The organism is Bradyrhizobium betae (assembly GCF_004123905.1).
GTDB lineage: Bacteria > Pseudomonadota > Alphaproteobacteria > Rhizobiales > Xanthobacteraceae > Bradyrhizobium > Bradyrhizobium betae_A.
Window position 1 is genome coordinate 1 of sequence record NZ_MZXW01000038.1, and the last position, 25,645, is coordinate 25,645.

At 61.6% G+C, this 25,645-nt stretch carries 26 protein-coding genes; 12 read left to right on the plus strand and 14 right to left on the minus strand.

Features of this window, described 5'->3' with window-relative positions:
• Positions 1 to 401 precede the first annotated feature (401 nt).
• Entirely contained in the window at positions 402 to 1,865 is a 1,464-nt protein-coding gene (locus tag B5V03_RS28530) for a porin (RefSeq protein WP_129273709.1), read from the minus strand.
• Between the two features lie 850 nt (positions 1,866 to 2,715).
• Between B5V03_RS28530 and B5V03_RS42500 the strand changes: the two genes are divergently transcribed.
• Positions 2,716 to 3,099 carry a Crp/Fnr family transcriptional regulator gene (locus B5V03_RS42500; protein WP_245502362.1) on the plus strand — a complete coding sequence of 128 codons (384 nt, stop codon included), beginning with the start codon at positions 2,716 to 2,718 and terminating at the stop codon, positions 3,097 to 3,099.
• Between the two features lie 5 nt (positions 3,100 to 3,104).
• Positions 3,105 to 3,443, plus strand: coding sequence for a Crp/Fnr family transcriptional regulator (locus B5V03_RS42505; protein WP_245502363.1), 339 nt, complete (start codon positions 3,105 to 3,107; stop codon positions 3,441 to 3,443).
• A gap of 352 nt (positions 3,444 to 3,795) precedes the next feature.
• On the opposite strand, the gene B5V03_RS28540 is transcribed toward B5V03_RS42505, so the two are convergent.
• Entirely contained in the window at positions 3,796 to 4,728 is a 933-nt protein-coding gene (locus tag B5V03_RS28540; RefSeq protein ID WP_164988354.1) for a LysR substrate-binding domain-containing protein, read from the minus strand.
• Between the two features lie 159 nt (positions 4,729 to 4,887).
• Between B5V03_RS28540 and B5V03_RS28545 the strand changes: the two genes are divergently transcribed.
• Genes B5V03_RS28545 through B5V03_RS28570 form a run of 6 tightly spaced genes read left to right on the plus strand, consistent with a single transcriptional unit; the run spans position 4,888 to position 11,989 of the window.
• Positions 4,888 to 8,058, plus strand: coding sequence for an efflux RND transporter permease subunit (locus tag B5V03_RS28545; RefSeq protein ID WP_129273711.1), 3,171 nt, complete (start codon positions 4,888 to 4,890; stop codon positions 8,056 to 8,058).
• A gap of 12 nt (positions 8,059 to 8,070) precedes the next feature.
• A complete protein-coding gene (locus B5V03_RS28550) occupies positions 8,071 to 9,228 on the plus strand; it encodes an efflux RND transporter periplasmic adaptor subunit (RefSeq protein ID WP_129273712.1) in 1,158 nt (385 codons plus the stop codon).
• 19 nt (positions 9,229 to 9,247) lie between these two features.
• Positions 9,248 to 10,372 carry an OpgC family protein gene (locus B5V03_RS28555; RefSeq protein ID WP_129273713.1) on the plus strand — a complete coding sequence of 375 codons (1,125 nt, stop codon included), beginning with the start codon at positions 9,248 to 9,250 and terminating at the stop codon, positions 10,370 to 10,372.
• Positions 10,369 to 11,109 carry a COG4280 domain-containing protein gene (locus tag B5V03_RS28560; protein WP_129273714.1) on the plus strand — a complete coding sequence of 247 codons (741 nt, stop codon included), beginning with the start codon at positions 10,369 to 10,371 and terminating at the stop codon, positions 11,107 to 11,109. The genes B5V03_RS28555 and B5V03_RS28560 overlap by 4 nt, the downstream gene beginning before the upstream one ends.
• Positions 11,106 to 11,336, plus strand: coding sequence for a hypothetical protein (locus B5V03_RS28565; RefSeq protein WP_129273715.1), 231 nt, complete (start codon positions 11,106 to 11,108; stop codon positions 11,334 to 11,336). The genes B5V03_RS28560 and B5V03_RS28565 overlap by 4 nt, the downstream gene beginning before the upstream one ends.
• Positions 11,333 to 11,989: a MarR family winged helix-turn-helix transcriptional regulator gene (locus B5V03_RS28570; RefSeq protein ID WP_245502364.1), complete on the plus strand. Its 657-nt coding sequence runs from the start codon at positions 11,333 to 11,335 to the stop codon at positions 11,987 to 11,989. Before B5V03_RS28565 ends, B5V03_RS28570 begins: the two co-directional genes overlap by 4 nt.
• A 67-nt stretch (positions 11,990 to 12,056) precedes the next feature.
• Here B5V03_RS28570 and B5V03_RS28575 read toward each other — a convergent pair whose 3' ends face one another.
• The 3 genes from B5V03_RS28575 to B5V03_RS28585 all read right to left on the minus strand — a co-directional run bounded on the left by B5V03_RS28575 (position 12,057) and on the right by B5V03_RS28585 (position 14,124).
• Complete coding sequence (locus B5V03_RS28575; protein WP_129273716.1) at positions 12,057 to 12,830, minus strand: COG4705 family protein; 774 nt, start codon at positions 12,828 to 12,830, stop codon at positions 12,057 to 12,059.
• A 97-nt stretch (positions 12,831 to 12,927) separates the two neighbouring features.
• Entirely contained in the window at positions 12,928 to 13,320 is a 393-nt protein-coding gene (locus B5V03_RS28580) for a hypothetical protein (protein ID WP_129273717.1), read from the minus strand.
• Positions 13,321 to 13,368: 48 nt separating this feature from the next.
• Positions 13,369 to 14,124 carry a COG4705 family protein gene (locus B5V03_RS28585; RefSeq protein ID WP_129273848.1) on the minus strand — a complete coding sequence of 252 codons (756 nt, stop codon included), beginning with the start codon at positions 14,122 to 14,124 and terminating at the stop codon, positions 13,369 to 13,371.
• Between the two features lie 263 nt (positions 14,125 to 14,387).
• Here B5V03_RS28585 and B5V03_RS42785 point away from each other — a divergent pair, with 263 nt between their 5' ends.
• The 3 genes from B5V03_RS42785 to B5V03_RS28595 are packed head-to-tail and all read left to right on the plus strand — an operon-like array spanning position 14,388 to position 16,483.
• Positions 14,388 to 14,522 (plus strand): hypothetical protein, encoded by a 135-nt coding sequence (locus B5V03_RS42785; RefSeq protein WP_283811548.1) that lies wholly within the window; start codon positions 14,388 to 14,390, stop codon positions 14,520 to 14,522.
• 3 nt (positions 14,523 to 14,525) lie between these two features.
• On the plus strand, positions 14,526 to 15,185 hold the full coding sequence (locus tag B5V03_RS28590; RefSeq protein WP_129273718.1) for a response regulator transcription factor: 660 nt from the start codon (positions 14,526 to 14,528) through the stop codon (positions 15,183 to 15,185).
• A complete protein-coding gene (locus B5V03_RS28595) occupies positions 15,182 to 16,483 on the plus strand; it encodes an ATP-binding protein (protein WP_164988355.1) in 1,302 nt (433 codons plus the stop codon). Before B5V03_RS28590 ends, B5V03_RS28595 begins: the two co-directional genes overlap by 4 nt.
• 148 nt (positions 16,484 to 16,631) lie before the next feature.
• On the opposite strand, the gene B5V03_RS41720 is transcribed toward B5V03_RS28595, so the two are convergent.
• Positions 16,632 to 16,790 carry a hypothetical protein gene (locus tag B5V03_RS41720; protein WP_164988356.1) on the minus strand — a complete coding sequence of 53 codons (159 nt, stop codon included), beginning with the start codon at positions 16,788 to 16,790 and terminating at the stop codon, positions 16,632 to 16,634.
• Between B5V03_RS41720 and B5V03_RS28600 the strand changes: the two genes are divergently transcribed.
• Positions 16,789 to 17,121 carry a hypothetical protein gene (locus B5V03_RS28600; RefSeq protein WP_129273720.1) on the plus strand — a complete coding sequence of 111 codons (333 nt, stop codon included), beginning with the start codon at positions 16,789 to 16,791 and terminating at the stop codon, positions 17,119 to 17,121. The genes B5V03_RS41720 and B5V03_RS28600 overlap by 2 nt on opposite strands.
• A 152-nt stretch (positions 17,122 to 17,273) precedes the next feature.
• Here the strand turns inward: B5V03_RS28600 and B5V03_RS28605 are convergent, their stop codons facing one another.
• The 8 genes from B5V03_RS28605 to B5V03_RS28645 form a co-directional block, all read right to left on the minus strand.
• Positions 17,274 to 18,452 (minus strand): LPD7 domain-containing protein, encoded by a 1,179-nt coding sequence (locus B5V03_RS28605; RefSeq protein WP_129273721.1) that lies wholly within the window; start codon positions 18,450 to 18,452, stop codon positions 17,274 to 17,276.
• Positions 18,436 to 20,382, minus strand: a complete 1,947-nt coding sequence (locus B5V03_RS28610; RefSeq protein WP_129273849.1) for a type IV secretory system conjugative DNA transfer family protein — start codon at positions 20,380 to 20,382, stop codon at positions 18,436 to 18,438. The genes B5V03_RS28605 and B5V03_RS28610 overlap by 17 nt, the downstream gene beginning before the upstream one ends.
• Entirely contained in the window at positions 20,348 to 21,379 is a 1,032-nt protein-coding gene (gene virB11 / locus B5V03_RS28615) for a P-type DNA transfer ATPase VirB11 (RefSeq protein WP_129273722.1), read from the minus strand. The genes B5V03_RS28610 and virB11 overlap by 35 nt, the downstream gene beginning before the upstream one ends.
• Entirely contained in the window at positions 21,376 to 22,521 is a 1,146-nt protein-coding gene (gene virB10 / locus B5V03_RS28620) for a type IV secretion system protein VirB10 (RefSeq protein WP_129273723.1), read from the minus strand. The genes virB11 and virB10 overlap by 4 nt, the downstream gene beginning before the upstream one ends.
• Before the next feature lie 11 nt (positions 22,522 to 22,532).
• The gene (gene virB9, locus B5V03_RS28625) at positions 22,533 to 23,384 is read right to left on the minus strand and encodes a P-type conjugative transfer protein VirB9 (RefSeq protein ID WP_129273724.1); all 852 of its coding nucleotides are present in this window, start codon (positions 23,382 to 23,384) and stop codon (positions 22,533 to 22,535) included.
• Positions 23,381 to 24,052, minus strand: coding sequence for a virB8 family protein (locus B5V03_RS28630; RefSeq protein ID WP_129273725.1), 672 nt, complete (start codon positions 24,050 to 24,052; stop codon positions 23,381 to 23,383). The genes virB9 and B5V03_RS28630 overlap by 4 nt, the downstream gene beginning before the upstream one ends.
• A 350-nt stretch (positions 24,053 to 24,402) precedes the next feature.
• Positions 24,403 to 25,389, minus strand: coding sequence for a type IV secretion system protein (locus tag B5V03_RS28640; protein WP_129273727.1), 987 nt, complete (start codon positions 25,387 to 25,389; stop codon positions 24,403 to 24,405).
• Positions 25,390 to 25,400: 11 nt separating this feature from the next.
• On the minus strand, positions 25,401 to 25,643 hold the full coding sequence (locus tag B5V03_RS28645) for an EexN family lipoprotein (protein ID WP_245502365.1): 243 nt from the start codon (positions 25,641 to 25,643) through the stop codon (positions 25,401 to 25,403).
• Positions 25,644 to 25,645: the final 2 nt, after the last annotated feature.

Below are 25,645 nucleotides of genomic sequence, written 5' to 3' on the forward strand. Positions count from 1 at the left end.
TTCGCCCACAACCCGTGGACCGCAAAGCCCGCGATAATCATCGAGTTCCGCGATCGTTAGTGCGAAGCCACATCAGCCGCAACGTGCCAGCACCCTAAACCTCCGTATTATTCGCCCGATCCCTTTTAGTTATCGAACACTTTTCCTGGTACGATTGGGCGGCTGCCTCAAATCTCCTATTGTCGCTCCCGGTCCGACAGGCCCACGCGATTCATCGTTCAATAGATTGGCATCTTGAGGGTACCTGACAGCAGTGCTCGCGCGACAACGGAACTGGTGTGCAATGCCGAGACGCCGCTGCTCTTCCACCATTCGAGCCGCTCTGGCAGGCAAGCGCCGCCGCTAGCGCGTGGGGCGGACCAGCGACAATCCACTGCCCCAATGTAATCCGCCGCTTGCCTTCAGAACCGGAAGCGTAACCCGACCGTCGGAGCGACCGAGGCACGGTTGAGGAAGCCGTTCGCAAGGCCCCCACTGACCTGCGACCACATCACGCCGGCATAGGCGTCGTACTTCTTCGCAAACTGCCAATCGACTGCGACCGAGGCAGCATTCAGCGTGCCGTGGCAGTTCGCAAACGCCGTGGGGTTGGTGCAGTTGACGGGCGCACCGAAGGCCGGCTGGTCGTTGTAATAGTAGGCGCCGACCACGTGGAGATCGTCGGTGACGGCGTATTTCACGCCGGTCCAGACCACGTGGAACAGTTTGTCACCGGCGCTGAACGCGGTGTTGTTAATGTTGGTGTTGTTGATTGTCGTGCAGCCGGTGCAAACGAAGTCTCCGCCGATATCGATGAAGCCGGTGCCGGGGGCGAAGGGGTTGCTGGGCGGTGCATATCGGATGAATTCGTACCCGCCAAACAGCTGCCAGGGCCCGCGCGTGTATTTGCCGACTAGCATCAAGGCCGAGTTGTCGGAGAGCGTGGCGGTGAGAACCTGCGGCAGCACCGCCGGCAGCGTGTTGCCGGCGAGCCCCATCGCCACGGCATTCTGCGCGTAGCTGCCGATCGCGTCGAGCGAAAGCTTGCCTCCGGCGAGGTTGATGTCGCCGCCGACCTGGAGCTGATAGGTGCCGGTCGCGGCATTGTTCAGTTCGTAGCCACCGAATTGCCAGAGTGCCGCCACCCTGAACTGATCGATGTCGACACGGTACTTCAGGGCCGTGCTGTGCCGGCAGGTTTCGGTGTTGCCCGCGCCGCAGGTCAGTCCCTGCCAGCCGAGCGGCGAAAAGGCATATGAGGCGCCCATTGGGTCATAGGCAAAAACCGCGTCCAGCGTGAGCGCGTTTTGCCGGAAGAGAGTCAACGTGCCGTAGGGAGAGCTGACGCCTGCATAGCCGACGGAATTATAAAATTGTCCGGCCCGGCTGGAATCGGCGTAGGAGTCCTGGCTGGTAAGCGGTATTCCGGCGTTCTGCGCCGCCGAGTGCGGCCCGTTCGGAAATCGAAGCGAATAGGGATCGAACCCGGCCTGCAGATCGAAAATGAAATCCCATCCGGGCGCGATCGGCTCCTTGCCCTTGATGCCGATGTTCGACTGGCTCAAGCCGTTCGGCCCGACATCCCAGCGCGGGCGGTTGCTGTACTTCTGGACGAGATAGTCCACGCCCGGGGCGGATGTCCCGCTGAACGGCGCGCCATGGCTGCGCCAGCTCACGCCGGTGTCGACGATGCCGTACACGGTGATACCGCTCGAAGTGAGCGCGCAGCTCGTCAGGAAAAAATCCTCGATGCTCCCGCACGCTGCCGGTTGCGAGGATATCGTCGCAGGCACGGCGGATCCGGTCTTTGTCACCATGGCGTCGTCGGCCGATGCTTCCCCGCAGCCCGCGAGAATCATTGCTGCGGCCATAGTGAGTTTTCTCATGGCTCCTCCGACCACGTTGATATGCACGGTCGCGTGCTGTGCCAAGCTTACCCGCCCGGTTCTGGAACTTTGGATCACGACAAGATCGAAGCAACGCTACCGCACGGATCGTTCCTGGTAAATTGCAGACGGGCAACACCACGACCTCCAAACGTCCGTTTGGTCGTGGTCCCTTCAGAGATCCGTCGGGCCCATCTGCTCGCGATCCAGCCGCCAGATAGCTATGGACCCCGCTCCGCGTGCCTCGCCGATCGTGAGCCGGACGGACACGCAGATTTGGTGCGGCTTCGCCGCTTGCTGGATCGCGCGGCGATCTTCACCGTGTCGACGCACAAGTCATAGCTCACAGGTAGCGACTATTTCCTTCCAGGCTTAGGCTTGTCTGGCCGGGGTAGATCTGGCCGCGTCACCAGCGACGTCCGCTTAGGGCGGCACAAGCTGACATGGGCCACACGGAAAAACGTCTGCCATCGGCGAACAAGAGGTGACCACGGAGCTCCGCGGCGGCAGTCGAAAGACGTCAGGGCAAGCCTCACGACGTGACGCTCTCGACATACCGTTTCCACTGTCCTGTTTGGCTAATCCACTGAATATTCAGAAGAATTACGCGCGCTGTCATAGCATGGAAAATAAAATCAAGTTCGTTGAGATGCACCCCTCGCAGTTTGAAGATGCTGCCAGGCCAACAGCACTGAGCGGGGTCTCACATGAAGATAAGAGCAGTCCATGCAGCCGTGCGCATTCTCGACGCAGAGTGTATTGCCTGCGCCTTCGGCGTCCCGGGCGCCGCGATCAATCCGCCGCGCTCGGAATCCAGAAAGCGCGACTTGCCTAGTCCGGATTGCCTGCGGTGATTCGTGGCGGCGAAATTGGTAATCGCCTTCTGGCAGCGCTGGCTCCAGCAGATTTCGGTCTGCTGGTGCCCGGCTTAGAGATGATCGGGCTCGATCAGGACGCGGTCCTCTCGCAAGCGGGCGAACAGATCGAGCACGTGTTCTTCCCTCATAGCGGCGCCGTTTCGCTGATGATCGACATGGCGAACGGGCAGACGGTTGCCACCGCCGCAGTTGGGCGCGAGGGAGCAGTAGGGGTTCTTTCCGTGCTAGGGCCGTCACCTTCAGCCAGCACCGCCATCGTTCGTGCGGCGGGCACCGCCTCGCGGATCTCCGCACGGCGATTTCAGGCCGCGTTCAACCGGAGCCCTGCGATCCGGCACGCAATCCAGATGCACTGAGGGCGATGCTGATTCAGTTTCAGTTCGGCATGGCCTGCAATGCGCTGCATCCCGCCCAGGCCCGCATGGCGCGCTGGCTGCTCCTTCTTCGCGACCGCGTAGACCACGACGTCCTCCCGCTCACCCATGAGGCGCTGTCGCAAATGCTCGGTCTGCGACGAACGACGGTGACGCTCCTGATGCGCAATCTGCGCGACTCCGGAGCGATCAGATCTGACCGACGAGGCCAGATCGAGATCGAGCGGTCGCGGCTGGCGGCGGCGGCGTGCGAATGCCACGATACCGTGCGCCTCGTGGTCGAGGGAATTTTCGCGATGAATACGTTGTGCGGGGTGATGCAGTAGGTGAATCGGATGCCATCTGAGCCGTTCCGCGCGGCCCAAGCGGTGCTGAACTCAAGCCCGCTTCGCCGGAAAGGAAGAGCCGGTCGTGACCCAAACTCCGACCAGGAACGCGACGAAGAGCGACTGCAGCGGCGCCTTAACTGTCACTTCGCGCAAAAAGTGGGGCGGTTGAGGCAATGCGGGCCCTAAGCCTCGCCTAAGTCTAGCAGGGCAGCGTGGTCAGGTGCGGTCCGCAGCGCGTTAACGCCTCGGTGGGCTTCGTGGTCGCCCAAGGCCCCGCCGAGACGATTTCACTCGGTGGGGGCACTTGTTCAACGCGATCGTCAACCGTCCAATCGCTTCGCTGTTAGCCCTACCGAGATCCGCCTTCAGTGAGACTATCAACGGCCTTAGCGATCTCGTTCCGAAGCCAGGCGTGCGCGGGCTGATTGTCCAATCTGCGAAGCCAAAGCATCGACGTTTCGATCGCCTTGGGAGGGCGCGCGAGCCCCCGGTATGCCAGCTCACGGGACCGAGTCATCTCGATGGCGACCTTCAGGGGGAGGACGCACACGAACTCCGAAGTAGCGAGAATGCGCGCAGCGGACAAAATGGGAGCACGTATTCCGGTCTGCCGTTTCGGCCTGGCAGAAGTCTCGGTGCCCGTCGTCTCGTTCCCGAATTGCGCGGACGATATTTCCAAATGCCTGGCGTCGGCGAGCGCCTCTTTGGAGACTAACTCATCTTTCGACAAGGGATGGTCCCGGCGCATGACCGCGACGAATTCGTCTTGGAGCAGTCGCTTCCGCGTGAAACGCTCGGCGTTGACATCGGACGCACCGACCGAGAGATGCAATTCGCTTCGATCGAGGAGGTCGAGAACGTTCAGGGTTCCGCTCGGGCGAAAATCCAACCTTAGCCCGGGGGCCAGCTTGGCAACGTTCGCCGCAATCCGAGCGACGAGCACGATGGCCGCATAGTTATCGACGGCGACTTTGAAGGACTGAGTTGCCGTGCCGGGTTCGAATTCATCTGGTTCAAGCGCTTCCTGCAAACCGTCCATCGCCGCTCGGACAGGCATCGTAAGCTGTTCCGCGCGGGGCGTGGGCATCATGCCGAGCGGCCCGCGGACGAACAGTTCGTCCTTCAGCATGTGTCGGAGGCGTTTCAGCGCGTGGCTTACGGCGGGCTGGCTAAGGCCCAGTCGCTTTCCAGCTCGGGTCGTCGATCTTTCCCGCATCACAGCGTCGAAGACCACCAACAGATTGAGGTCGATCGACGCGAGGCGAGGAGCCGACTTCTTCACTGGGCGCTCCATAATTCGGGATAGCCATGTCCGAATGACGAGAATGCATTACCTTAATTAGATAGGCAACGTTATTATCTCGAGTGTTGAGTGTGAACCTCGGCGTCGGAATTGGATCGACCCACCCCCGATCCGTTCCGCCATCGGCAGGAGATTCGAATGATCGCAATCGTGCGGCTCGCCCTCGCGCGACCTTACACGTTCGTGGTGATGGCCGTGCTGATCATGATCTTCGGCACGACGGCCGCACTGCGCACCCCGACGGACATCTTCCCCAACATCAATATTCCCGTTGTCAGCGTCGTGTTCAGCTACACCGGGTTGCCGGCCGACGATATGGCCGGCCGTATCGTCACCTTTTACGAACGCTCTCTGCCGAACAGCGTCAATGACATCGAGCACATCGAATCCCAGTCGATCGTCAACTACGGCATCATCAAGATCTTCTTCCAGCCGACGGTGAACATCAACGCCGCGCTGGCGCAGGTCAACGGCATGTCGCAGACCGTGCTGAAGCAGATGCCGCCGGGCATCACGCCGCCGTTGATCCTCTCCTTCAACGCTTCGAGCGTCCCAATCCTGCAACTCGCGCTGTCGAGCTCCCAAATGTCGGAGACGCAGGTCTACGATTCTGCGCTCAACTTCATCAGGCCGGCCTTGGCGCCCGTGCCCGGCGCGACGCTGCCGCTGCCGTTCGGCGGCAAGGTGAGGCAGGTGCAGGCGGATCTCAATCAGCGGGCGCTGCACCAGTACGGCGTCTCTGCGAACGACGTGATCAACGCGCTCTCGCTGCAGAATCTGATCACCCCGGTCGGAACGCAGAAGATCGGCTCCTACGAATACACTGTGAATCTGAACGACTCGCCGAAAGCCATCGACGCCTTCAATAATCTTCCGATCAAGACGGTGAACGGCACCGTGGTCTACATGAGAGACGTGGCCTACGTTCACGACGGCAATCCGCCACAGACCAACGCGGTCCGGGTCAACGGCGCCAGCGCCGTGCTGTTGACGGTCATGAAGGCCGGCGTGAGCTCGACGCTCGACATCATCAACAACGTCAAGGCGCTGTTGCCGTCGATCTCGAAGACATTGCCGAGCAGTCTCAAGCTGATCCCCGTCGGCGACCAGTCGGTCTATGTCACCGACGCCGTCTCCAGTGTGGTCAAGGAGGGCATCATCGCTGCAGTCCTCACCGGCATGATGATCCTGCTGTTTCTCGGCAGCTGGCGGTCCACGCTGATCATCACGCTTTCGATTCCGCTCGCCATCCTGGCCGCGCTGGCGGGCCTCTCGGTCCTCGGAGAGACCATCAACGTGATGACGCTCGGCGGGCTTGCGCTCGCGGTGGGCATCCTGGTCGACGATGCCACGGTCACGATCGAGAACATCAATTGGCACATGGAGCAGGGCAAGGCCATCGAGCCGGCCATCCTGGACGGTGCCCGGCAGATCGTGGTGCCGGCGACGGTGTCGCTGCTCTGCATCTGCATCGCGTTCGTTCCGATGTTCGGCCTGGGCGGTGTCGCCGGCTATCTGTTCCGGCCGCTCGCCGAAGCCGTGATCCTGGCGCTCGCGGCCTCCTACGTGCTGTCGCGCACCCTGGTGCCGACGATGGCCAACTATCTGCTGCGCAATCACCGGATCCATCACGGCGGCGAGGGCGCCGGCGCGCCGCCATCACGGAACCCTTTCACCCGGTTCCAGCGCGGCTTTGAACGGATGTTCGAGGGTGTTCGCGCGCGCTACCGCGGCCTGCTACAGCTTTGCCTCACGAACCGCGTCAAAGTCATCGCCGGCTTCCTGATCGTCAGCGCCCTGTCGTTCGGACTGGCGCCATATCTCGGACAGGACTTCTTTCCGACGGTGGACGCCGGCCAGATCAAGCTTCACATCCGGGCCGCGACGGGGACCCGGATCGAGCAGACGGTCAGTCTCAGCGACAAGGTCAGCGCCGAGATCCAGAAGATCATTCCGAAGAACGAGATCGGAGGCATCGTCAGCAACGTCGGTCTCAGCGTCAGCGGCATCAACATGGCCTACAACAATTCCGGCACGATCGGCGTCGGCGACGCCGACATCCTGATCAGCCTCAATCCCAATCACGCGCCGACCGACGACTACATCAGAACCATGCGGGAGAAGCTGCCGCAGCAATTCCCGGGCACGTCCTTCGCGTTCCTTCCCGCCGACATCGTCAGCCAGGTGCTGAATTTCGGTGTGCCGGCGCCGATCGACGTACAGGTCGCCGGCAGGGATCTGGCCGCCAACCGCACTTACGCCAACGCGCTATTGACCCGGATCAAGGCGATCCCCGGCATTGCCGATGCGCGCATCGAGCAGGCGTTCCAGCAGCCGACACTCGACGTCAATGTCGACCGGTCGTTGGCCTCGCTGGCGGGTCTCAGCGAAAAGGACGTCGCGACGGCCATGCTCACCACGCTGTCCGGAAGCTCCCAATCGTCGCCGACCTACTGGCTGGATCCGAAGAGTGGAGTGTCCTATGCGGTCTCGATCCAGACACCGCAACGCGACATCGACACCATGGCTGGGCTTAAGAACATTCCGGTCACCTCAAGCACGGGAGCGAACACGCAGTTGCTCGGCGGCATCGCCGACGTTGCGCGCAGCCGCAGCGATGCCGTGGTCTCGCACTACAACGTCTCTCCGGTCATCGACATCTACGCCACGCCGCAGGGCCGCGATCTGGGCGCGCTCGCTGCCGATATCCGGAAATCGATCGACGATACCGCAAACGACCTCCCGAAGGGAGCCAGCGTGGCGCTGCGCGGCCAGGTGAGCACGATGACCAGCGCGTACCGGCAGCTCTTCGTCGGACTGGCCGCCGCCATCGTGCTGATCTACCTCCTCATCGTCATCAACTTCCAGTCCTGGCTCGATCCGTTCGTCATCGTGATGGCCCTGCCGACCGCGCTCGCCGGCATCGTCTGGATGCTGTTCGGCACGGGCACCACGTTGTCGGTGCCGGCGCTGACCGGCGCGATCATGTGCATGGGCGTCGCGACCGCCAACAGCATTTTGGTCATCAGTTTTGCGCGAGAGCGCATGGCGGAGGGCGCGGGCGCGTTCGAGGCCGCGTTCGACGCGGGAAGTTCGCGGTTCCGCCCGGTGCTGATGACCGCGCTTGCGATGGTCATCGGTATGCTTCCGATGGCGATCGAGCCCGGCCAGAACGCGCCGCTGGGGCGCGCGGTCATCGGCGGACTCGTGTTCGCGACCTGCGCCACGCTTTTCCTGGTGCCGACCATCTTCAGCCTGGCGCACGGCGGGCATCGACGCGCCTCGCCCGAGACAACTTCAACGGATTGAGCGGAGCGACCGATGTCGACGGATGGCGTTGAAATTCCCGCAAAACGAGGCCTGCTGACCATTGCCGGTGCCGTCCTTGCACTTGCCGGGATTATCGCAGGCTACGGCTTCATTAGCCGGGCGCAGAGCAAGCAGGAGGTCGTGGACTGGACGAGCCAGCAGACGACCGCAACGGTTTCGCTGGCATCATTCATTCCGACGCCGCCGAACCAAATACTGACGCTGCCGGGCAACGTCCAGCCCTTCAACAAGGCCGCGATCTACGCACGGGTGAACGGCTACCTGAAGAGCTGGGAACACGACATCGGAACGCCGGTCCATGCCGGCCAGGCGCTGGCGAACATTGATGCGCCCGATCTCGACCAGCAGCTCAGCCAGGCCAAGGCGACTTTGGCAAGCGTGCGCGCCAATTTGCAGATCGCGAATCTGACAGCCTCGCGCAACAATGTCCTGCTTCAGAAACAGATCGTCGCGCAGCAGCTCGCCGACCAGACCGACGCGGACGCCAAGGCGAAGGAGGCCGTCGTCGATGCCAACGAGGCCAACGTCAAGCAGCTCGAGGCGATGCAGTCGTTCAAGACGCTGGCGGCTCCCTTCGATGGCATCGTAACGGCGCGCAACGTCGAGATCGGCATGCTGATCTCCTCGGGAGGCGCAGGACAGCCCCTGTTCGAGGTGTCGGACCTTCACAAGGTCCGCATCTACGTGCAGGTGCCGCAGTCCTTCTCAGCCGGGCTGAAGCAGGGAATGGCCGCCACCTTCGAGATGCCGCAGTACCCTGGTGTCCAGTTCGACGCGACGCTATCGCACATCTCGAAGTCGATCAACAGCACCTCCCACAGCATGCAGGTCGAGCTGCAGGCCAACAACGCGGATGGCAAGTTCTTCGGTGGCGCCTATTGCAACGTGCACTTTCAGATTCCATCGGATCCCAACCATCTCCGGCTTCCGTCAACGGCGCTCGTCGTCAATGACAAGGGCGCGCAGGTTGCGATCCTCGATGCCAACAACAAGGTGGTGCTGAAGAGCGTCCAGCTTGGCCGCGACTTCGGGGATAGCGTGGAGATCCTTGCCGGTCTCACGGCATCCGATCGCGTCGTGAACAATCCTCCGGAGACGCTCGCGAACGGCGATTTAGTTCAGATCGCCGCTGCGCCAGCGTCATCCTGATGTCCGGACGGAGATCGTCATGAGCGGCTCGACTGCGAATGCGTCTTGTGGCCGCGACCTGAGGCTTGACCTCTTTAGAGGCTTGGCTAACTGGGCCATCTTTCTCGACCACACCCCGCATGAGATATTGAGTTGGTTGACGGTCAGAAACTACGGTTTCAGCGATGCTGCTGACCTGTTCGTCTTTATCTCCGGCTATACGGCCGCCCTGGTCTTTCTGCGGATCTTGCGTGAAAAAGGCTATGTGGCGGCGGCCGCGAAGGTTTCGAAACGGGTTTTTCAGCTCTATGCAGCCCACCTTACCGTCCTGCTTGTCTATGCCGGCGCGATCGTCTGGGTGTCTTACATTTCGGGCGATCCCGATGACGTCAACCAGTTCAATGTGGCCGTATTCGCGGATGCACCTTTCAGCGCGTTGGCGCACGCGCTCCTGCTGACATACAAGCCCGTCAACCTGGACGTGTTACCGCTCTACATCGCGCTGCTGGGCGCATTCATACCGGGCATGTGGTTGCTGGCGAGGAAGCCATCGCTCACCCTCGCTCTTTCGATGTGCTTGTACCTTGCATCCCGCCACTTCGGTTGGAACCTTCCCTGCGTCCATGCTGGAGTCTGGTTCTTTAACCCCTTCACCTGGCAATTGCTGTTCTTCCTCGGCGCCTGGGTCGGCTTCGGAGCTGCGATACCGATCGGGCCGATCCTGCGATCGGATGTGGTGTTCTGGATCGCGGTCGGGGTACTGGGGTTGACCTTGGCCATCGCGTTGCAAGCTCAATTCGGGGTACTGCCGGCATGGATCCCCAATCCCTTCGACCCGGCACACAAGACCAATCTCGCGCCGTCGCGGATCATCCATTTCGTTGCGCTGGCTATTGTCGCCAACAATCTGCTGCGGCCGGATTCGCCGGCGTTGCGCTGGCGAGCGCTTGCGCCGATGATCGCCTGCGGCAAGCGTTCGCTTCCGGTGTTTTGCTTTGGTGTCGTGCTTTCATTCTGCGCGCACGCCCTGATCGAACTGGGCTCGAACGCGCTGTGGGTGCAGTTGACGGCCGGCTTGGCGGGATTGGCTCTCATGACAACGGTCGCCTACGCCATGGCCGGAAGGCTGAAACCCCCGCCGATGCGAATAGGGAGAACGGCGTGAATCTGGCCTGGCCCATCGTGACGGCTGCCTTTCTCGCTTCCCTGGTGGAAGCGGTGGAGGCTCTCACTATCGTCCTGGCGGTCGTCACCATAAGGGGGTGGCGCCCGGCTGCGATCGGACTTTTCGCCGGACTATGCGCTCTGTCCGGGCTCGTCGTTCTATTCGGACCGGCGCTGGATCAAATCCCGGTGCACCTGCTCCAATTCATCATCGGAGTGCTTCTGCTCCTGTTTGGCCTTCGGTGGCTGCGAAAGGCGATTTTGCGCGCAGCCGGTCTGATCGCTCTACATGACGAGGAGGCTGCGTTTGCGGCCGAGACCTCCCAACTTCAAGGACTAGTGGACCGAAGCGAAGCCAGGCTCGACAGGATCGCGTCACTCACGGCCTTCAAGGCGGTTCTGCTGGAAGGATTGGAGGTCATTTTTGTGGTCATCGCTCTGGGTACTGGGAAAGGGATGTTTGCCTCTGCTGCCGCCGGAGCGATTGCAGCCTGCAGCCTTGTTCTCTTGCTTGGTCTGGCTATCCACCGTCCTTTAGCTCGCGTTCCCGAAAATGCACTCAAGTTTATCGTCGGAGTTCTGCTATCCGCCTTTGGCGTGTTTTGGACGGGTGAAGCACTCGGCATTGCCTGGCCGGGGTCGGATTTCGCCATCATCGCTTTTGCGTTAGTGTTTTTCGGCGCCGGCTGCGTGGCCGTCGTCCTTGCACGCCGCCCTGATCAGAGGGCTTCCGCATGAAGGGCGTGCTCCGCGAACTCATCGGGCTCTTCGTCGACGACGGCGCTCTTGCCCTCGAGATCTGTGGCATCGTCGCCCTGTCCGCATTACTGGCCACCGCATCACCGAAGACGCTGCTTCTGGCCGGGACGGTACTTGCGATGGGATGTCCTGTAGTGCTCGTTTTGAATACACTGAGCGCCGCGAGGGAGCGCCGGAACGTGCGCAAAGGCGGAGATCCGATATGAACTCGCGTCGAGCAACGCCAAACCGCCGCATGGACGGCCCAAACCGCCGCAATCCACTTGATGCGGATCTGACCATCCGGTCCGCTGGACAAGAAACTACCAGAGAGCTTGCCTGGGAGATCGCTTCGATCAATGCCTATCTGGAAGAAATCCATCAGATCTGGGCAAACACGCTGGGGCTGAGCTATCCGCAATTTAGGCTTCTGATGGCTTTGTCCATGGGTGACGGTGTTGCCGTAAATGTCGTTGCGAAAATGCTTCACGTTGAGGCGTCTTTTGTTACGAGCCAGTCAAAAGCGCTGGAGAAAAGGGGATTGCTGCACCGAAGACCCTGTTCAACGGACCGACGCGTAGTTCGGTTGTCGCTCTCCGACAAGGCTTACCGGCAGCTCGGCGATCTCGTCCAACAACAGGCCGCTCTCGATGAGTTCATCTTCCGGGAGTTCGCGGTACCGGAAAAGTCGAGCTTTATATTGATTTTGGCAATTCTCAAGCGGCGTATTGAGAAAGTCCGGCATAGAGCAGCGCTCGATTGCTTGCCTACGGCTACGAATTGCGGACATGATATTACGGCGTCCGGCGACTCATCATCGGAGGAGCCCCCCGATGTGCGGCGCCCTTCTCAGTGTCAACCGAAACCTCAGGGAGGCTAACATCGAACTTGAGGCCCAACTCGGTGCGTTATCACGAAGTTGGACCATCTTCATCGCGTAGATGCCTTCAAATCCTGGCTGCTTCGGGCCGTCCAGCATGCCCGCCGGGGCGCTGTGGAAGAAGGGTCACACAAGCGACGATGAGCGCCGCTAGGATTGCCGTCGCAGTATAACGGCTGAATGCCATTCCGCCATTGGCCAGCGGCTTGTCGAGCAAATCGCCGAGTGTGGCTCCGAGAGGCCGCGTTAGAATGAACGCAACCCAGAATAGTGCAGTGCGCGACACAGAGGTAAAGTAGTAGGCCGCTGCGCTTATGAGAAGTCCGGCGCCGAACACCAATGCTCCGCCTTCGTAGCCAAGACCGTTGGTATCGGCCATCCAGTCGCCGAGCGCTGTTCCGAGCGTCTGCGAGAAGAGGATCGAAGTCCAATAGAAGACTTCGACGCGCGGGGTCGAAACGGTGTTGACCGAGATCGATCCTTCCGACCGGTACCACACGACGAGCGAGATCATCAGAAGCGCGAACAGAAGCGAGGATCCCCCCGGATAGCCGATGCCGAGCGAACGATCCGCCAAGTCCGCCATGGTCGTGCCGGCCGTGGTCGTGGCGATGACCACGAACCAGTATAGGAAGGGATGGAACTTCCGGACCGATATCTGGCCAGCGACCGAGATCAGGAAGATCCCTACGAAGATCGCGCTGCTCACCGAGTATCCCAGATTCATGGACATGGATACGGCGTCCCCGCCGGTTTCGCCGAGCGTCGTCGCGAGCACCTTGATGATCCAGAAGATCACCGTTACTTCCGGAACCTTGCTCTCTACAATACCGTCTTTCATCCGGATTCCTTCTCTTGAGGTGGTGCGGCCGGCACATCGCATTGTGACGGCCGGTGACGAAGACCGGCGGGCCGCGATCGCGCGGGTCGGCGGGGGGTCAGGCCTTCATGGAGTCCATGACGGACAGGAGATCCGCGAGCGCCTTTTTGCAGTTGGCGGTGTCAGGATTGCTTTCGCGGACGGCTTCGAGTGCTCGGTCGATGGCCTTGTCGACCGTGTGCCAGTCCGCCGCCGCGCGCGGCTTCAAACCGGCTTCCGCTTCGTCCCACTTGGTCTCAAGATCCTTGATTCGTATCTTGGCGCCGGGAAGGTCGCCCTTGTCAACAAGTGCTGCGACTTCGGCAGCGATGTTGCGGAACGGCGTCAGATCTCCGAGCCTGGATTGTGCGGCTTCCGCGCGGGGCAGAAGAACGCCGTCCCTGTAGGGAGCCGATTGGCCAGTCGCGAGGGCAAGGATCGCCGCAGCACATGCGATCGCAGTCTTTTTCATCTTATCGGTCCTTATGTTTGGTTTGGTCGAACCCTCGCAAAAAAAAGGTTAGTTGCTTGGGAAGGCTTGGGTTTTGCTGGCGCGCTCTCCTTCAAAGGAGAGCCACGCGACCAGGGTGATGATGACAGTGAGGAAAGCGAGGCTGGTGTAGATGGTGCCGAGGCCGAGACCGCCATACTCTCGAGATTGCGAAAGGAGGTCGCCCAGTGAAGCGCCGAGGGGACGGGTCAAGATGTAGGCGACCCAGAAGGTGAGCACTGCGTCGACCCCGAGTGCGGATGCGCCGGCGTCGGCCGCGATTAGCGCGGCGAAAGCCAGGACCCCGACGCTGAAGCCAAGTCCAAGCGCTTCGGTCGCGAGGTCGCCGGCCGCGGTGCCGAGCGCAAAGGTGAAGAGGATAGCCGCCCAGTAGAAGAGCTCACGCCGCGTTGTGACGATCGTATGGATCGACAGCGTCCGCTCGACCGCGTACCAGCTCGCGAAGGTGGCGGCTAGAATGACCGCGAACGCCGCCGTACTGATGTAGAGGCTGACCTCCAGCTTGTCCGAGAGAAAATCGGTGATCTGCGTGCCTACGACGCTGACCAGCACCACCGTCAACCAATAGATCCATGGCACATAGCGGTTCATACTAAGTTGGACGACGAGGGCCACCGTGAGCAGGCTCGCCATGAGGAGACCAGTTAGCGTAGTGCCGAGACCGACATGGACGGCGAGATAATCTGCGCCGGTCTCACCGACAGTGGTCGACATGATCTTGATGATCCAGAAGATCACGGTGACCTCGGGGACTTTGTTCAGCATGTCGCCGATGCGTTTGTTCCCAAGCACGTCGATTGTCTCCTCTCCAACTCGGCGGGGGCCGCTATCGGGGAGCAGCGTGCACGTGCAGACTTAGCTCCGGCTTAGGCCCGGAGGCGCCGGCAGGCGGGCTCCAGTGGCCCTAAGTCCTGCCTAAGTCGGCGCGGTCATAACCCATGGAGGGAACCTTCAAGTTGGAAGACGGCATTCTTCGCCATATGCTCGCCTTCTGAAGACCGCCGCAGCGTTGGCGGAAGCCGCGCGCCATGACGGGCGACGCCTGGTCGAACGCATCGGTCAAGATTTCGCTGGATGCGGCGCTCGGGATCGTCGAAAAGCACGCCAATGCGAAGGCCGCGCGGGCGGGATACGAAAATTTCCTCGGCCGACGAGGTTGTTGAAGCGTGCGAGTGCTCCTGGTCGAGGACGACAAGATGATCGGCGCTGCGGTGGTGGAGGCGCTGAAGGACGCCGCCTACGCCATTGACTGGGTGCAGGATGGCGAACTGGCCATGCAAGCGATCCGCAGCGAGACCTACGAAATCGCGCTTCTCGACCTTGGTCTGCCGCTCGTCGACGGTCTCGACGTGCTGAAGAAGATTCGCTCGAGCGGTCGCGTACCGGTGATCATCCTCACCGCGCGCGACGCATTGACCGACCGTATCCGGGGTCTCGATCTCGGGGCCGACGATTACATTGTCAAGCCTTTCGAGATCGGCGAGTTGCTGGCGCGCATGCGAGCCGTGATGAGGCGCGAGGGCAGCGGTGCTTCGCCGATACTCGGAAACGGCAAGCTCCAACTGGATCCGGCGACCCGCGAAGCGTCGTTCTTCGGAGAGAAGAGCGTGCTCAGCGCCCGTGAGTTCGCACTGCTTCAGGCCCTACTCGCGCGCCCCGGCACGATCCTGTCCCGTAGCGAGCTCGAACGCCACATCTACGGCTGGAGCGAAGAGGTTGAAAGCAACGCCGTGGAATTTCTAATTTATGCCGTCCGCAAGAAGCTCGGCGCCACGGCGATCAGGAATGTCAGAGGCGTCGGATGGATGGTGGACCGGCCGTCATGATCAGATCGCTGCGCGGGCGCCTCTTCACCGGCCTTACCGCGATCATCGTGCTCACGGGCGCTGCCGGCGGCACATTGGCATACCTGTGGGCCTACAACGAAGCCATCGAAATGCAGGATTCGGTCCTGACCCAGATCGGAACGTTCGCGATGAATGCATCGACCAGGCAGAGCCAGCCCGTCGGAGGCGTCGATGCCGAGTCGGAAGTAGTCCTGCTCGAGCTCGGGCCGATGCCGCACGGGTCGGCGGACGATCGCAGGCTCTGGACTTTGCACGATGGCCTGCACGACGACGTGCGTCACGGCCGCCAGATCCGCGTGTCGCTCTGGAGCCGTCCGGACGGCAGCCGGTTCGCCGTGGCGCAAGGGGACGAGATTCGTGTGGAAATCGCCGGAGATATGGCGATTCGGACCTTGCTGCCGTTCGCCGCGCTGGTCCCCTGCCTGCTGCTGGTCACCGCGTTGGTGATCGGTCGATCCTTCCGTCCCGTGTTTCGCCTCGCTGAAGAGTTGGACGTCAGGAGGGCCGACGACCTGCGACTGCTCCCGGGGGAGAGTGCACCCAGCGAGCTGCAGCCCTTCTTGGGCTCGATCAACGGCCTGCTCGAACGAATCCGGGCCATGGTGGAGCAGCAGCGGCGGTTCGTGGCGGACGCCGCCCACGAACTTCGCACGCCAATTACGGCTCTTAGCCTGCAGGCTCAAAATCTCGACCCGCTCGACATGTCCCCGGCGGCGCGGGACCGGCTCGAAGCTCTGAAAAGCGGGATGCGCCGGACCCGGCATCTGCTCGATCAACTTTTGGCACTGGCACGGCAAGATCTGGCCTCTTCGGAGGTCAAAGAGACGGTCCACCTGGACCGTACTGCCATGGCAGTCGTCGCGGATCTCCTGGCGGAAGCCTCCGCGCGCAACGTCGATCTCGGCTTCACCGTGGCAGAACCTGTTTCCGTGAGCGCCGATCCGGTCGCCATGGTCTCCGTCGTCCGCAACGTCGTGGAAAACGCGGTGAGATACACCCCGGATGGAGGGCGGGTAGATGTGGGCGTCTATCGCGAATCCGGGCAGGCCGTCCTGCAGATCGAAGATACCGGACCCGGCGTTCCGCCGCAGGACGTCGAACGGATAGTAGAGCCGTTCTATCGGGGACGCAGGCCGACCGGCGACGGATCCGGGCTTGGGCTGTCGATCGTAAAGCGCTTCGTCGACAGATATGGCGGTTCGATGGAGTTTAAAAATCTGACCGGGGCCGACCAGACGGGCCTTCGCGTCATTGTAAGATTGCCGGCGCTGGACTGAAGGTGTCGTGCCCCCGAATTGACAAGGCGATTGCCGACCGAACTGATGAGTGCCCCAGGATGCGCAACAGCTCAGCCGGCTAGCCGCGTTCCGACGCTGTAAAATCCCTCCGGCGATTTGCGATGTGAGGCCCGCGACCAAATCGGAGTCAGACGACAGTATCGTTCCCGCCGATCTCCGTCCAGGATGTCTGCCCGCCCGAACTGGCGTTCGGCTGGTGCTTCACAGCTGGCAAGTCCGAGGTCGGATCGCGCGCGAGCGCCCAAACGTCGCCATTGCCGCTTTCGTAGATGAGCCGTACGGTCATGCCGGTCAATCGAGTGGAGCCGGTCGGCTTGGTTTGCAATGTTGCGCAGATGCGCGGCTGCCACGACGCTGAAACAAACCGAACGCAGCGGCACCGAAATACTCCCCTGACAAGCCTGTGCGCGGTGTCATTATATTCTATGAAGCCGAGGTGGGCGGCGACGTTCATCGGCATCACGGACCAGGAGCCCTTGTCAGCAAGCGCAGAGCTCCTCGCGACCAAGCTGCGGCTGAAAAAAGTTCACCTGCAACATCGTCGTCAATCCGTTGTCGGCGGCATTGCGATGATGGTGGTCGGCTTCATTCAATATGAGATGTCGCGCTCGACTTAGCGATGTGTGGGTGAAAACCTGTCCTGCTGATTGGGGATATCGAAGGGCTGTAAACACAGGCAGCCTTGATCTCTTCGCGGGCCGTCGTCCCGGAAACGCTCGGCTTGCCCACAGCATTGGCGCAGGAGCTTTCCCGTGAGGATCCGAGTACCTCAGCGTTCTCGCTGCCGCGTTATCTCGCGTTCCTTATTTTGGCTTCGGTCGCCCTTGTCTTCATGGCGTCCAGACCGATGACCAGCTTGAATGGACTCCATAACCGACGCGCGGGCGAACGAATGTCCCCTTTCGAGGTGTTGGGCAATCCGCTCCCTCGCTGCTTCCCTGATATTTGCACGCGCGGGCTCATTCTGGGGGAATGCATGGTCTAGCGCCTTCTCGATGACTGCCATTTGCGATTGGGCTGCGACCAGGTCGGGATCGCGCGCCGCCGTCGGCCTATCGGCGGATCGAAATTTCTCCGCTGTTACCCGCCAGCGGTTGCGCGACACCTGCCGCCACTCGGTTCGCGCACTCCCCGTTGCTGCATCGACGACTTTGATGCTTTTGAGGATGCGATCGACCCCCTCCCTGCGCAGTTGGATTCGGTCGCCGGGGCCTGCCTTGCTGTCGGCGACCGCCTTTTCCAGGCCCACGCCCCACACCTTATGCTGCTGGCCGTTGTCGACCTGGATGGCCACATAGGCCGATGTCTCGGCATTTTTCTGATTGCTGTAGGTTGCCCGGCCGAGCTCGATCAGGCGCCCTGAGACGCCTTTGTCGTAGTCAAGCCTTCCCGTGGATACGTCCTTGTCTTCAACTGAACGAACCTCCGCCTCATGCGGGCGAGGGTATGTTCGGTTTCGGACGTCTCTTCGGTCGGCCAAAGCCTGCCGATCGAGATCGGTCGGCTGATACCCCTGCACTTCGATTCCGCGGGCGCCAGCCTCAAGCCAGGCCTCGCGTCGGAATTCCGCGGAGCCGCGGACGTGGAGTGCCTCCCACTGCCGATGTTGCGCCACGCTGACCATGTCGCGGATGACTTCCGCGGCGGCCAGACGCGTGACCAGACGATCTTCGGTGATCTTGAAAGCCAGATACTCGCCACGCTCGTCGGCATAGAGGCGCGTTTCCCCGCTATGCCGATCTCTTCCGGTCTCATTTGCAACGACGTAATATTTGCGACTGATGCGCTCGGGGAGCGCATTGTCATCAACTATCGGGGCGGACGACCTGGCGGCTGACGTTGACTTTGCTTCCGCTTGGTCGCCCGATTCGTATTTCCCCGGACCACGCCCTGTGCGATCTTGCCGTTCAAGGCTGAAGTCCTCGCTGTTGTCACGCGCGTCGTTCATGCTGCTGCCCGTTCTGCTTGCGGCCGGACCCTCGCGCCGGCGGAATGGCCTCGGCGTCGATGTAGCTCAGGGTCCACGCCTTTAACTCTTCCTCAGAGAGCCCTTCGAGGTCCACGTCCACGTCGCCGAAGTCGAAACTGGCGCCGTCAGGAATCGCGGAGGGATCGGCCACCTCCTCGTCTGTCATTGGCCTCGATCGAAACACAGTCCGGAGTTCAGCGACCTCGGACCGAAGCTCTTTGATCTCAGCCTCAATCAGCGCATTGGAGCGACCTTTGGGCATCTCGGGGGCAGGCGGGGGCAGCAGACGCCGCAGGAATGCCTTGTCTTCGTAATAGACGATCTTGTCGGCGATAACGGGTGGCAGGCCCGACGCAAGGATGAACGCCTTGGATTTCGGCAAGAGTTTCAACTCCTGCGGCAACATTAGGGCGCGACGATGCTCGGAGACCGTCTCGCTCATCGAGCGCATCGCAAGCCCTTTTGGTCCGCTGCGGCTGCGCGCCTTCACCGTGTCGTAGCCGATTCGCTCGGACAGCTCATTTGCTACGTCCTGTTCCTTCGGCGCAAACACCACCTCGACGGCGTGGTTGGTCATGAAGTTGCGGGCGGCATCGATGCCGTAGATCGCGCGCAGTTGCGCTGGGCTCTGTATCACGGTGAGAAGGCGGATGCCGTATCCGGCGACGAACGCGACCGATTTCGCAAGCACATTGACATTGCCCAGCGCTGGAAACTCATCAAGCAAGAGCAGCACCTTGCGATTGAGTTTGGAATTCTGCTCCGGCAGTTCGCGAGTATTGAGATCGACCACCTGCTGGAAAAAGAGATTGAGGAGCGGCGCCATGCGGTCGAGATTGTCAGGCGTGACCCCAAGATAGATCGACATCGGCCGTTGCCGCAGCTGCCGCAGGTCGAAATCATTGGTCGATGTCGCCGCATCGATGCGAGGGTTGAGCCAAAGGCCCAGCCTCGCCGTGACCGTCTTGCGCACCGAGTTCATGGTGTTTTCGGAAGCTGCGAGGAAATCGTTTAAGGCCGTGATGCAGTGCCGCGACAGTGGCGAAGGGCCGGACTTTCGAGCGGCGATGATCTTCTCAAAATGGGACTTGAGGTCAGGGGCCGCGGACAGCTGGTGCAGGATCTCGCCAATCGTCAAGGGCAAGCCCGGCGTTTCCGCGACATAGCCGCCAATGGCCACAAAAGCCGACCGCGCCGCCTCGAACCAGAATGGGTCGCCGCGGCTTTCGGCCGGAAACAGCATCACCGCGATGCGCTGCAGATCGTCATAGAGATCGGCGGGATCGCTGCGCACATAACCTAGCGGATTATAGCGTGCCGTGCGGCCGCTCTCCTCGAGAGGGTCGAACAGATGGACCTCCTGCCCATGCGCTGCACGAAAGCCCGCCGAGCGATCCCAGTTCTCCTTCTTCACATCCATCACGACAACTGAATCCGGCCAATTGAGCAGGTTCGGAATGACATAGCCGACACCTTTGCCGGCGCGGGTTGGGGCGTAGACCAGGACGTGTTCCGATCCGCCAAAACAGAGCAGTGCGCCGTCTTTGCGGCCGAGCAGCACGCCTTCCTTGGATCGAAGGCCGGCGGCCTTGATCTCGCGCTCCGAGGCGAAACGGGCGCTGCCATGAAGCGGCAGAGGACGCTGCCGGAGGATAGCGCCGAGCAGGCCAAAGACGACGATCACCCCTGCTAGAGTTGAGAGCGTCAGCCAGCGGTCAAAGCGTGGGTCAGTGCCGTATCGGGGCCAGCCCGTGGCGATCTCGGACCAATGGATGCCTCCGTCGTGATGCCTGAGCCCGAGCAGCAGAACATTCGAGGCGACCAGCAGAAACAGCCCAATGGCGCCGAGCGCAAGCGCAGTACCGAGCGCGAGCCTAGTGGGCGTGGTCGCGTTTGCGAACGGGGTCATAATAGATTTCCGAGATGCGGTAGCGGCCGTCTCGCTTCTCCATCTGGACGACGACGTCGACCAGAAGCAGCAGGAGCGAGCGGATATCGTCGCGATGAAGGTCACGGCCTTCCGCGCTTTCCTTCACCAGCAAGGTCAGTTGCTCGAAGGCAAGCCGGGCGCTGTCGGCATGGACCGTCGTGATCGATCCTGGATGGCCGGAGTTAACATTCCTTAGATAGAAGAATGCCGTTCCATCCCGCAGCTCCTGCAGCAGGATCCGATCTGGCCGCATCCGCAAGCAGGACTCAAGCAGTTCGCGCGGTCCAATCTTGGCGACGCCCTGCCCGTCCTTGGCATAGAGCAGCCGCACGCAATTCTGATGCGGGATGACAAGCTCGGCGGTGTCCTCAATGGTGATAAGCCGCTCATGCGCTGGAATTGCCGCGATCAGCGCCTTGGACAGGGTAGTTTTGCCGGAGCCGGTCGCTCCAGAAATGAGAATGTTGCGGCGGCTCCGCACCGCAAGTTCGAGAAACTCGCGCCATGCGCCGGCTTCTTTCAAGGCAAGCAAGCGATGCTCGTCAGGGCGGAGCTCGTTCCCCGTGACACGCACCTCCTCGAACAGTCTTGCCTGCTGGAACGCGTCAAGCGTCATGGTCAGGGTCGATGGCTTGCGGATTGTCAGGCTGATTGTCCCGGCCGGGACAGCCGGGGGGATCACGATCTGACAGCGCTCGTCGCCGATCAAGCTGGTTGACACCACCGGATGCTCTGGACCGACGTCCTGACGGGTGTGACCGGCGGCGGCAGTTGCCAGATGCGAGAGGTAGGCATGCGTCAAAGCCGGCGCCTCATGCCGGGTCCAACCGCCCGGCCCTTCCACGAAGATCTCGCCCGGGCGGTTGATGACGATTTCGGTCAGGGTCTTGTCCGCCAGGTATGGTGCCAGCGGCTCCAGATAGCGCTCTAGGACCAGGCGGCCACCGTCGCGTTCGCTCGATGCACCCGCGCTCATTTCGTCACCACAGCCGGGGCCACGATGGTTCCAGGGATGGTGCGGTCGAGAATCTGGGTCCGGGTCTCAATTCGCCGAAGTTGGTAAACCGAGGAGAAATCGACGTCGCGGGCAACAAAGATGTTCACGAGTTCGCCCTGGTTCTTGTTCAGCGTCGGCGGGATGTTGATCGACTGTTCAACCGCAATAGCGGCGGCGGTGTTGGTGGCGCCCGCGGTGTTGTTGATCTGGATGGAGCCGTCCTGCATCTGCTGACGACCGATCGATGAGGCATCGCTGACGATCGAGAGCAGCAGCGCCGAGCCGAACCGCTCAAAGAAGTGAGTGTCGATCTCGCCATCGAAGCCGGCGCGGCCCAGCGCATCGGTGGCCGGCGAGGCCAGTGCTGCAATCACGCCGGTCGGCGTCTTGGCGCGGGTCCACAGCACGAACAGGCGTTTTGAACCGCGCCGCACATTGCCGCGGTACTCGCCAACCACTTGCGTGCCCTTTTCCATCAGCACCACGTTGCCGGAGTCCGACATCACGTCGCGTATGACGACGCAGGAGACGAAGCCGGCCACATCAGACGACATCGCGGTCTCCAGTACGCACGGAATTGAAGTACCCTTGGTGACCAGCAGATTGCGGTTGGGAAGCTGCGCGGCGCGCACGCCCTCGATCGGCGTAGGTTTCAGCTTGTCGGCAAGGTCGTTGCGCGGCTCGCCCCGTCCAAACCCATAGGGATCGGCAATGACACTTCCGGTCACGCTATCGCGGGCGGGACGCCCGGAAGAAATCGGCCTATTATACGCCAGTACTGGGGCGCGCCGGGCGCTCTCCAGCAGCTGGTCGGAGGCGGGTGCCGGCGCCGCTGGCGCAGCTGCGACCGGCGTGGCTGCAATTGAAGCCGTGATGATTGGTGCAGACGGCGGTTCCGGTGCGGGCTCGAACGCCGCCGCCGGCCGGATCATGAGCTTGCGGGCGGAATCGCTCACTGGCTTATCGCTCTTCCAGGTGCTCCAGATGATTAGAAAGGCAAAAGCGGTCAGCGCCAGCGCGCCGAAGCCGCGCTTGAGCATCGCCGCTCGACCATTGTCCCCGCCTCCCACGGGGGTAATGCCGCGGTCGCCGGCAATCGTCTCATCGTGATGCTCAGTCATGTCGCGCCCGCCTATCGTGACTTCAGGGATGGAAGTGATTTCTTCGCCCGCCGCTCGATCGAGGGGCTGGTGGTATTGGTACCGGGGTTGATCCCCACCGCGTCGAATGCCTCGTTAAAAATGCAGAGCACGTTCTCGCCTTTGCGTAGCCGAAACTCTCGTGCTGTGGCATGGACGACCACGAGCTCGCCGCGGACATCCTTGGGCACCAGGCTTTCCGAGCCGTCTGAGTTGATCAGGTAGATCGCCGGAACTTCGCGATTGCCCGCGAAGCGGAAAGTGGTCTCTTTGCCGTCATCGAACACGGCTTCCGGCTCGAGGTCGATCGATCCCTGCGCCGAAAAGCGCCAGTTGCGCGCCCCATAGGCATGATGCAAGTCGAAGGTCTGCTCGATCAGCGCGCCTTCCCGCTCGGCGCCGCGCGCGGCGGCTTCCACGCGACGGCGTTCTATCTCGTCACCGGGATAGGCGAAGCGGACGACAAAATAACTGTCCGCAAGCGTGGTCTCGGCGATCGACAATTCGAACTGGTAGGACCGCTTGCGGCCGTCGGGCCGGGTGGTCACAACCTGCAGATTTGTCGGCGGATGCTTTTCCCGTGGCTTAAGGAACAGAATCGAGCCAGCGGGGGCAACCTCCCATGCGACGGAGTCGCCGATCGCGACATGCGCGACCTCCTCATCCTCGGCAAACAAAATCTGGGTTGAGGCCCGAATGACGCCGTTGACCCGCACCACGTTGGCCGGATCGTAAGTGACCGTGCGCACGCGAGCGTCGTGTTGACCAGGTGCCGGCTGCTGCAGCGCCAGCACCGGCCCCGCGAATCCCAGCGCAAAGATCATAAAAAGGGCGAAACGTTTCATGGCACGACCTCCGGATCGGCGCGATATTCCGAAACTACAAAGCCGAGGGGGTTGATAAGACGGTCGGCGGAGGACATGGGCGCACTGGCATAGGAGAACGTCAGCGTCGAGACCCAATGGGTGATGCGGGTTTCCTCGCCCTTGCGGCTCTCCTTCATGAACCGCACGGATGCGACATTGTCGGCCAGCAGCGAGATCGCCTTGATGCGTACCGTGGCGACCCCGAACCGGCCTTGGACGACCTGCGGGCTTTCGGGATTCGATCCGCGGTACCATGCCGCGAAGCGGGCTTGCTCGCCCGCCCCGGACAGCAAGGAAATGGTTCGAAAGTTGGCTTCCGCCTCGGGATAGCTGTAGCCCTCGCGTGCACGCACGTAGCGGCCAAGAAAATACTTGGTCACGGCCTCATCGTAGCGCGCCGGCGTCGATTTAAGCGCGGAGACCGTATCAACAATGCCGGTGGCATTATCGACCCGGATGACGAACGGCTCGACTGTCTTGAGCGGCGCAAGGGCCGCCACCGCACCGACCGAGGCGGCCGCCAATACACAGGCACCCGCGGCGATCACCCATGCCGTTCGGCGCGAACGATGGGCCGACAGCAACAGATCCTGTTCCCACCGGCGCGCGTTGTCGAAATAAGTCTTCAGATCATCCTGCCGGACCATCTCACGCCTCCTTGCCGCAGGCGCGGTAAGAGGCTGCAATGTCCAACCGAGAGCTCGAATTGGCGGTATGGCTGGATGGCGCTGACGGCCCAATCTCGCCCTTGCGGATGATGGGTGCTGGCCCGGACGGCGGAATTGGCGCTTCGGGCGCCGCCAGCGGCGTGCCGTTCTCCCAATCCCAAAGTGAACGGTTGAGTGGGCGGCGCGTCAGACCGTCACAGGACGGCGGCCCCTTTGTCCAGTTCGCGCAGGCCCCAAGCTGCCATGCGATAACGCAAATGATGAATAGTCGACGCCACATCGTTCTGATGCCCCTGTCTTTCTTGTCGCCTGATGCCGGCGATCCTTGCTTACGCTGTCGTCGTGCCCTGGGATCGGATCCTTCGCATACTGCCGCCCTGCCGGCTGGCTCTGACTGCAGCAAGACCCCGGCTTGCCGACCAGCGTGCGCCGGCATAAGCGCCGCCGGCTGCGGCCGTGGCATTGGCAATCAGGGGACTTGTGACCAGCCGGCTTGCGAGCGACGCGCCGCCCCCGGCAAGACCGCCTGCGATGATCGGCAGTTGCAGTGCGATGTATCCGGACAGACCGAGCACTGCGCTGATCGCGACCGCGGCCACCACCATCTCGCCGGCTGTGCCCGCATTGGCTGCGAACCTGTCGATGAAGCCGCTGACCGTGCTTAACATCAGTCCGACCAGCGCGACCACCAGCACCAGCAGGATTACGAAATTTGCGACCTGCCGAAGCCAGGCTTCCGTAAACGGCCGCGTCGCCTCAAATAGCCCCAGCGCAATGAAGATCGGTCCGAGCGCGATGACGACGCCAAGACCAACTTTCGCGTAAAGCAGGATGGCAAACTGCAAGAAAGAACCAACCGCCACGAACACAAGCAGAATGCCCGCAATGAGCGCCGGCGCTACGTCGGTTATTCCTGCTTGATCGTAGATCTTGTTGGCAACATCGATCCCTTTCGAGAGAAGCTGATCGAAAGGAGCTCCGGAACTGGTGTTTAGTCCTGAGCCCGCTAATGCATTGCCGATTTCTTTGGGCAACGAGTCGAAGAAAAGGCCCGTGACGTATTGCTGGAACGCGCTTGAATTGGTCGCGAGCAGAACGACGACCACGATCCTCATCGCCCGCCAGGCGAATTCCATGATCGGCTCGGAGATTGCGCCGCGCATGACGGCAAAACCGTAGAGGACCACATAGAGCATCACGGCCACGCGCAGCGGGCCATCGATGTACGACGCGAGATTCGAAACCGACGTCGACACAAATGCCGTTATCGGTTGCTCGAACTCCTTCAGGAAACTGTCGAAGACGTTTACGTGCATCGTGGCGGTCCTTACTTGATGGCGTCCTTCATCTCTTTGACGAAGGCCTTCTTGCGGGCTTCATTGGCGTTGATGCAGTCGGGAGTTTTCCCGCGCTCGCCCGGATTGTCGCGGCACGCCTTGAGGGCCATCGCAAGTTCATCCCGATGATCCAGAAACCAACCGACAGTTCTGACATGCTCACCCTCATTGGCGTCGTTGCAGCCCGTAAGAGCCGCCGCGGCGACGGTGAGGAGAACGATGGCAAGCCTCATCC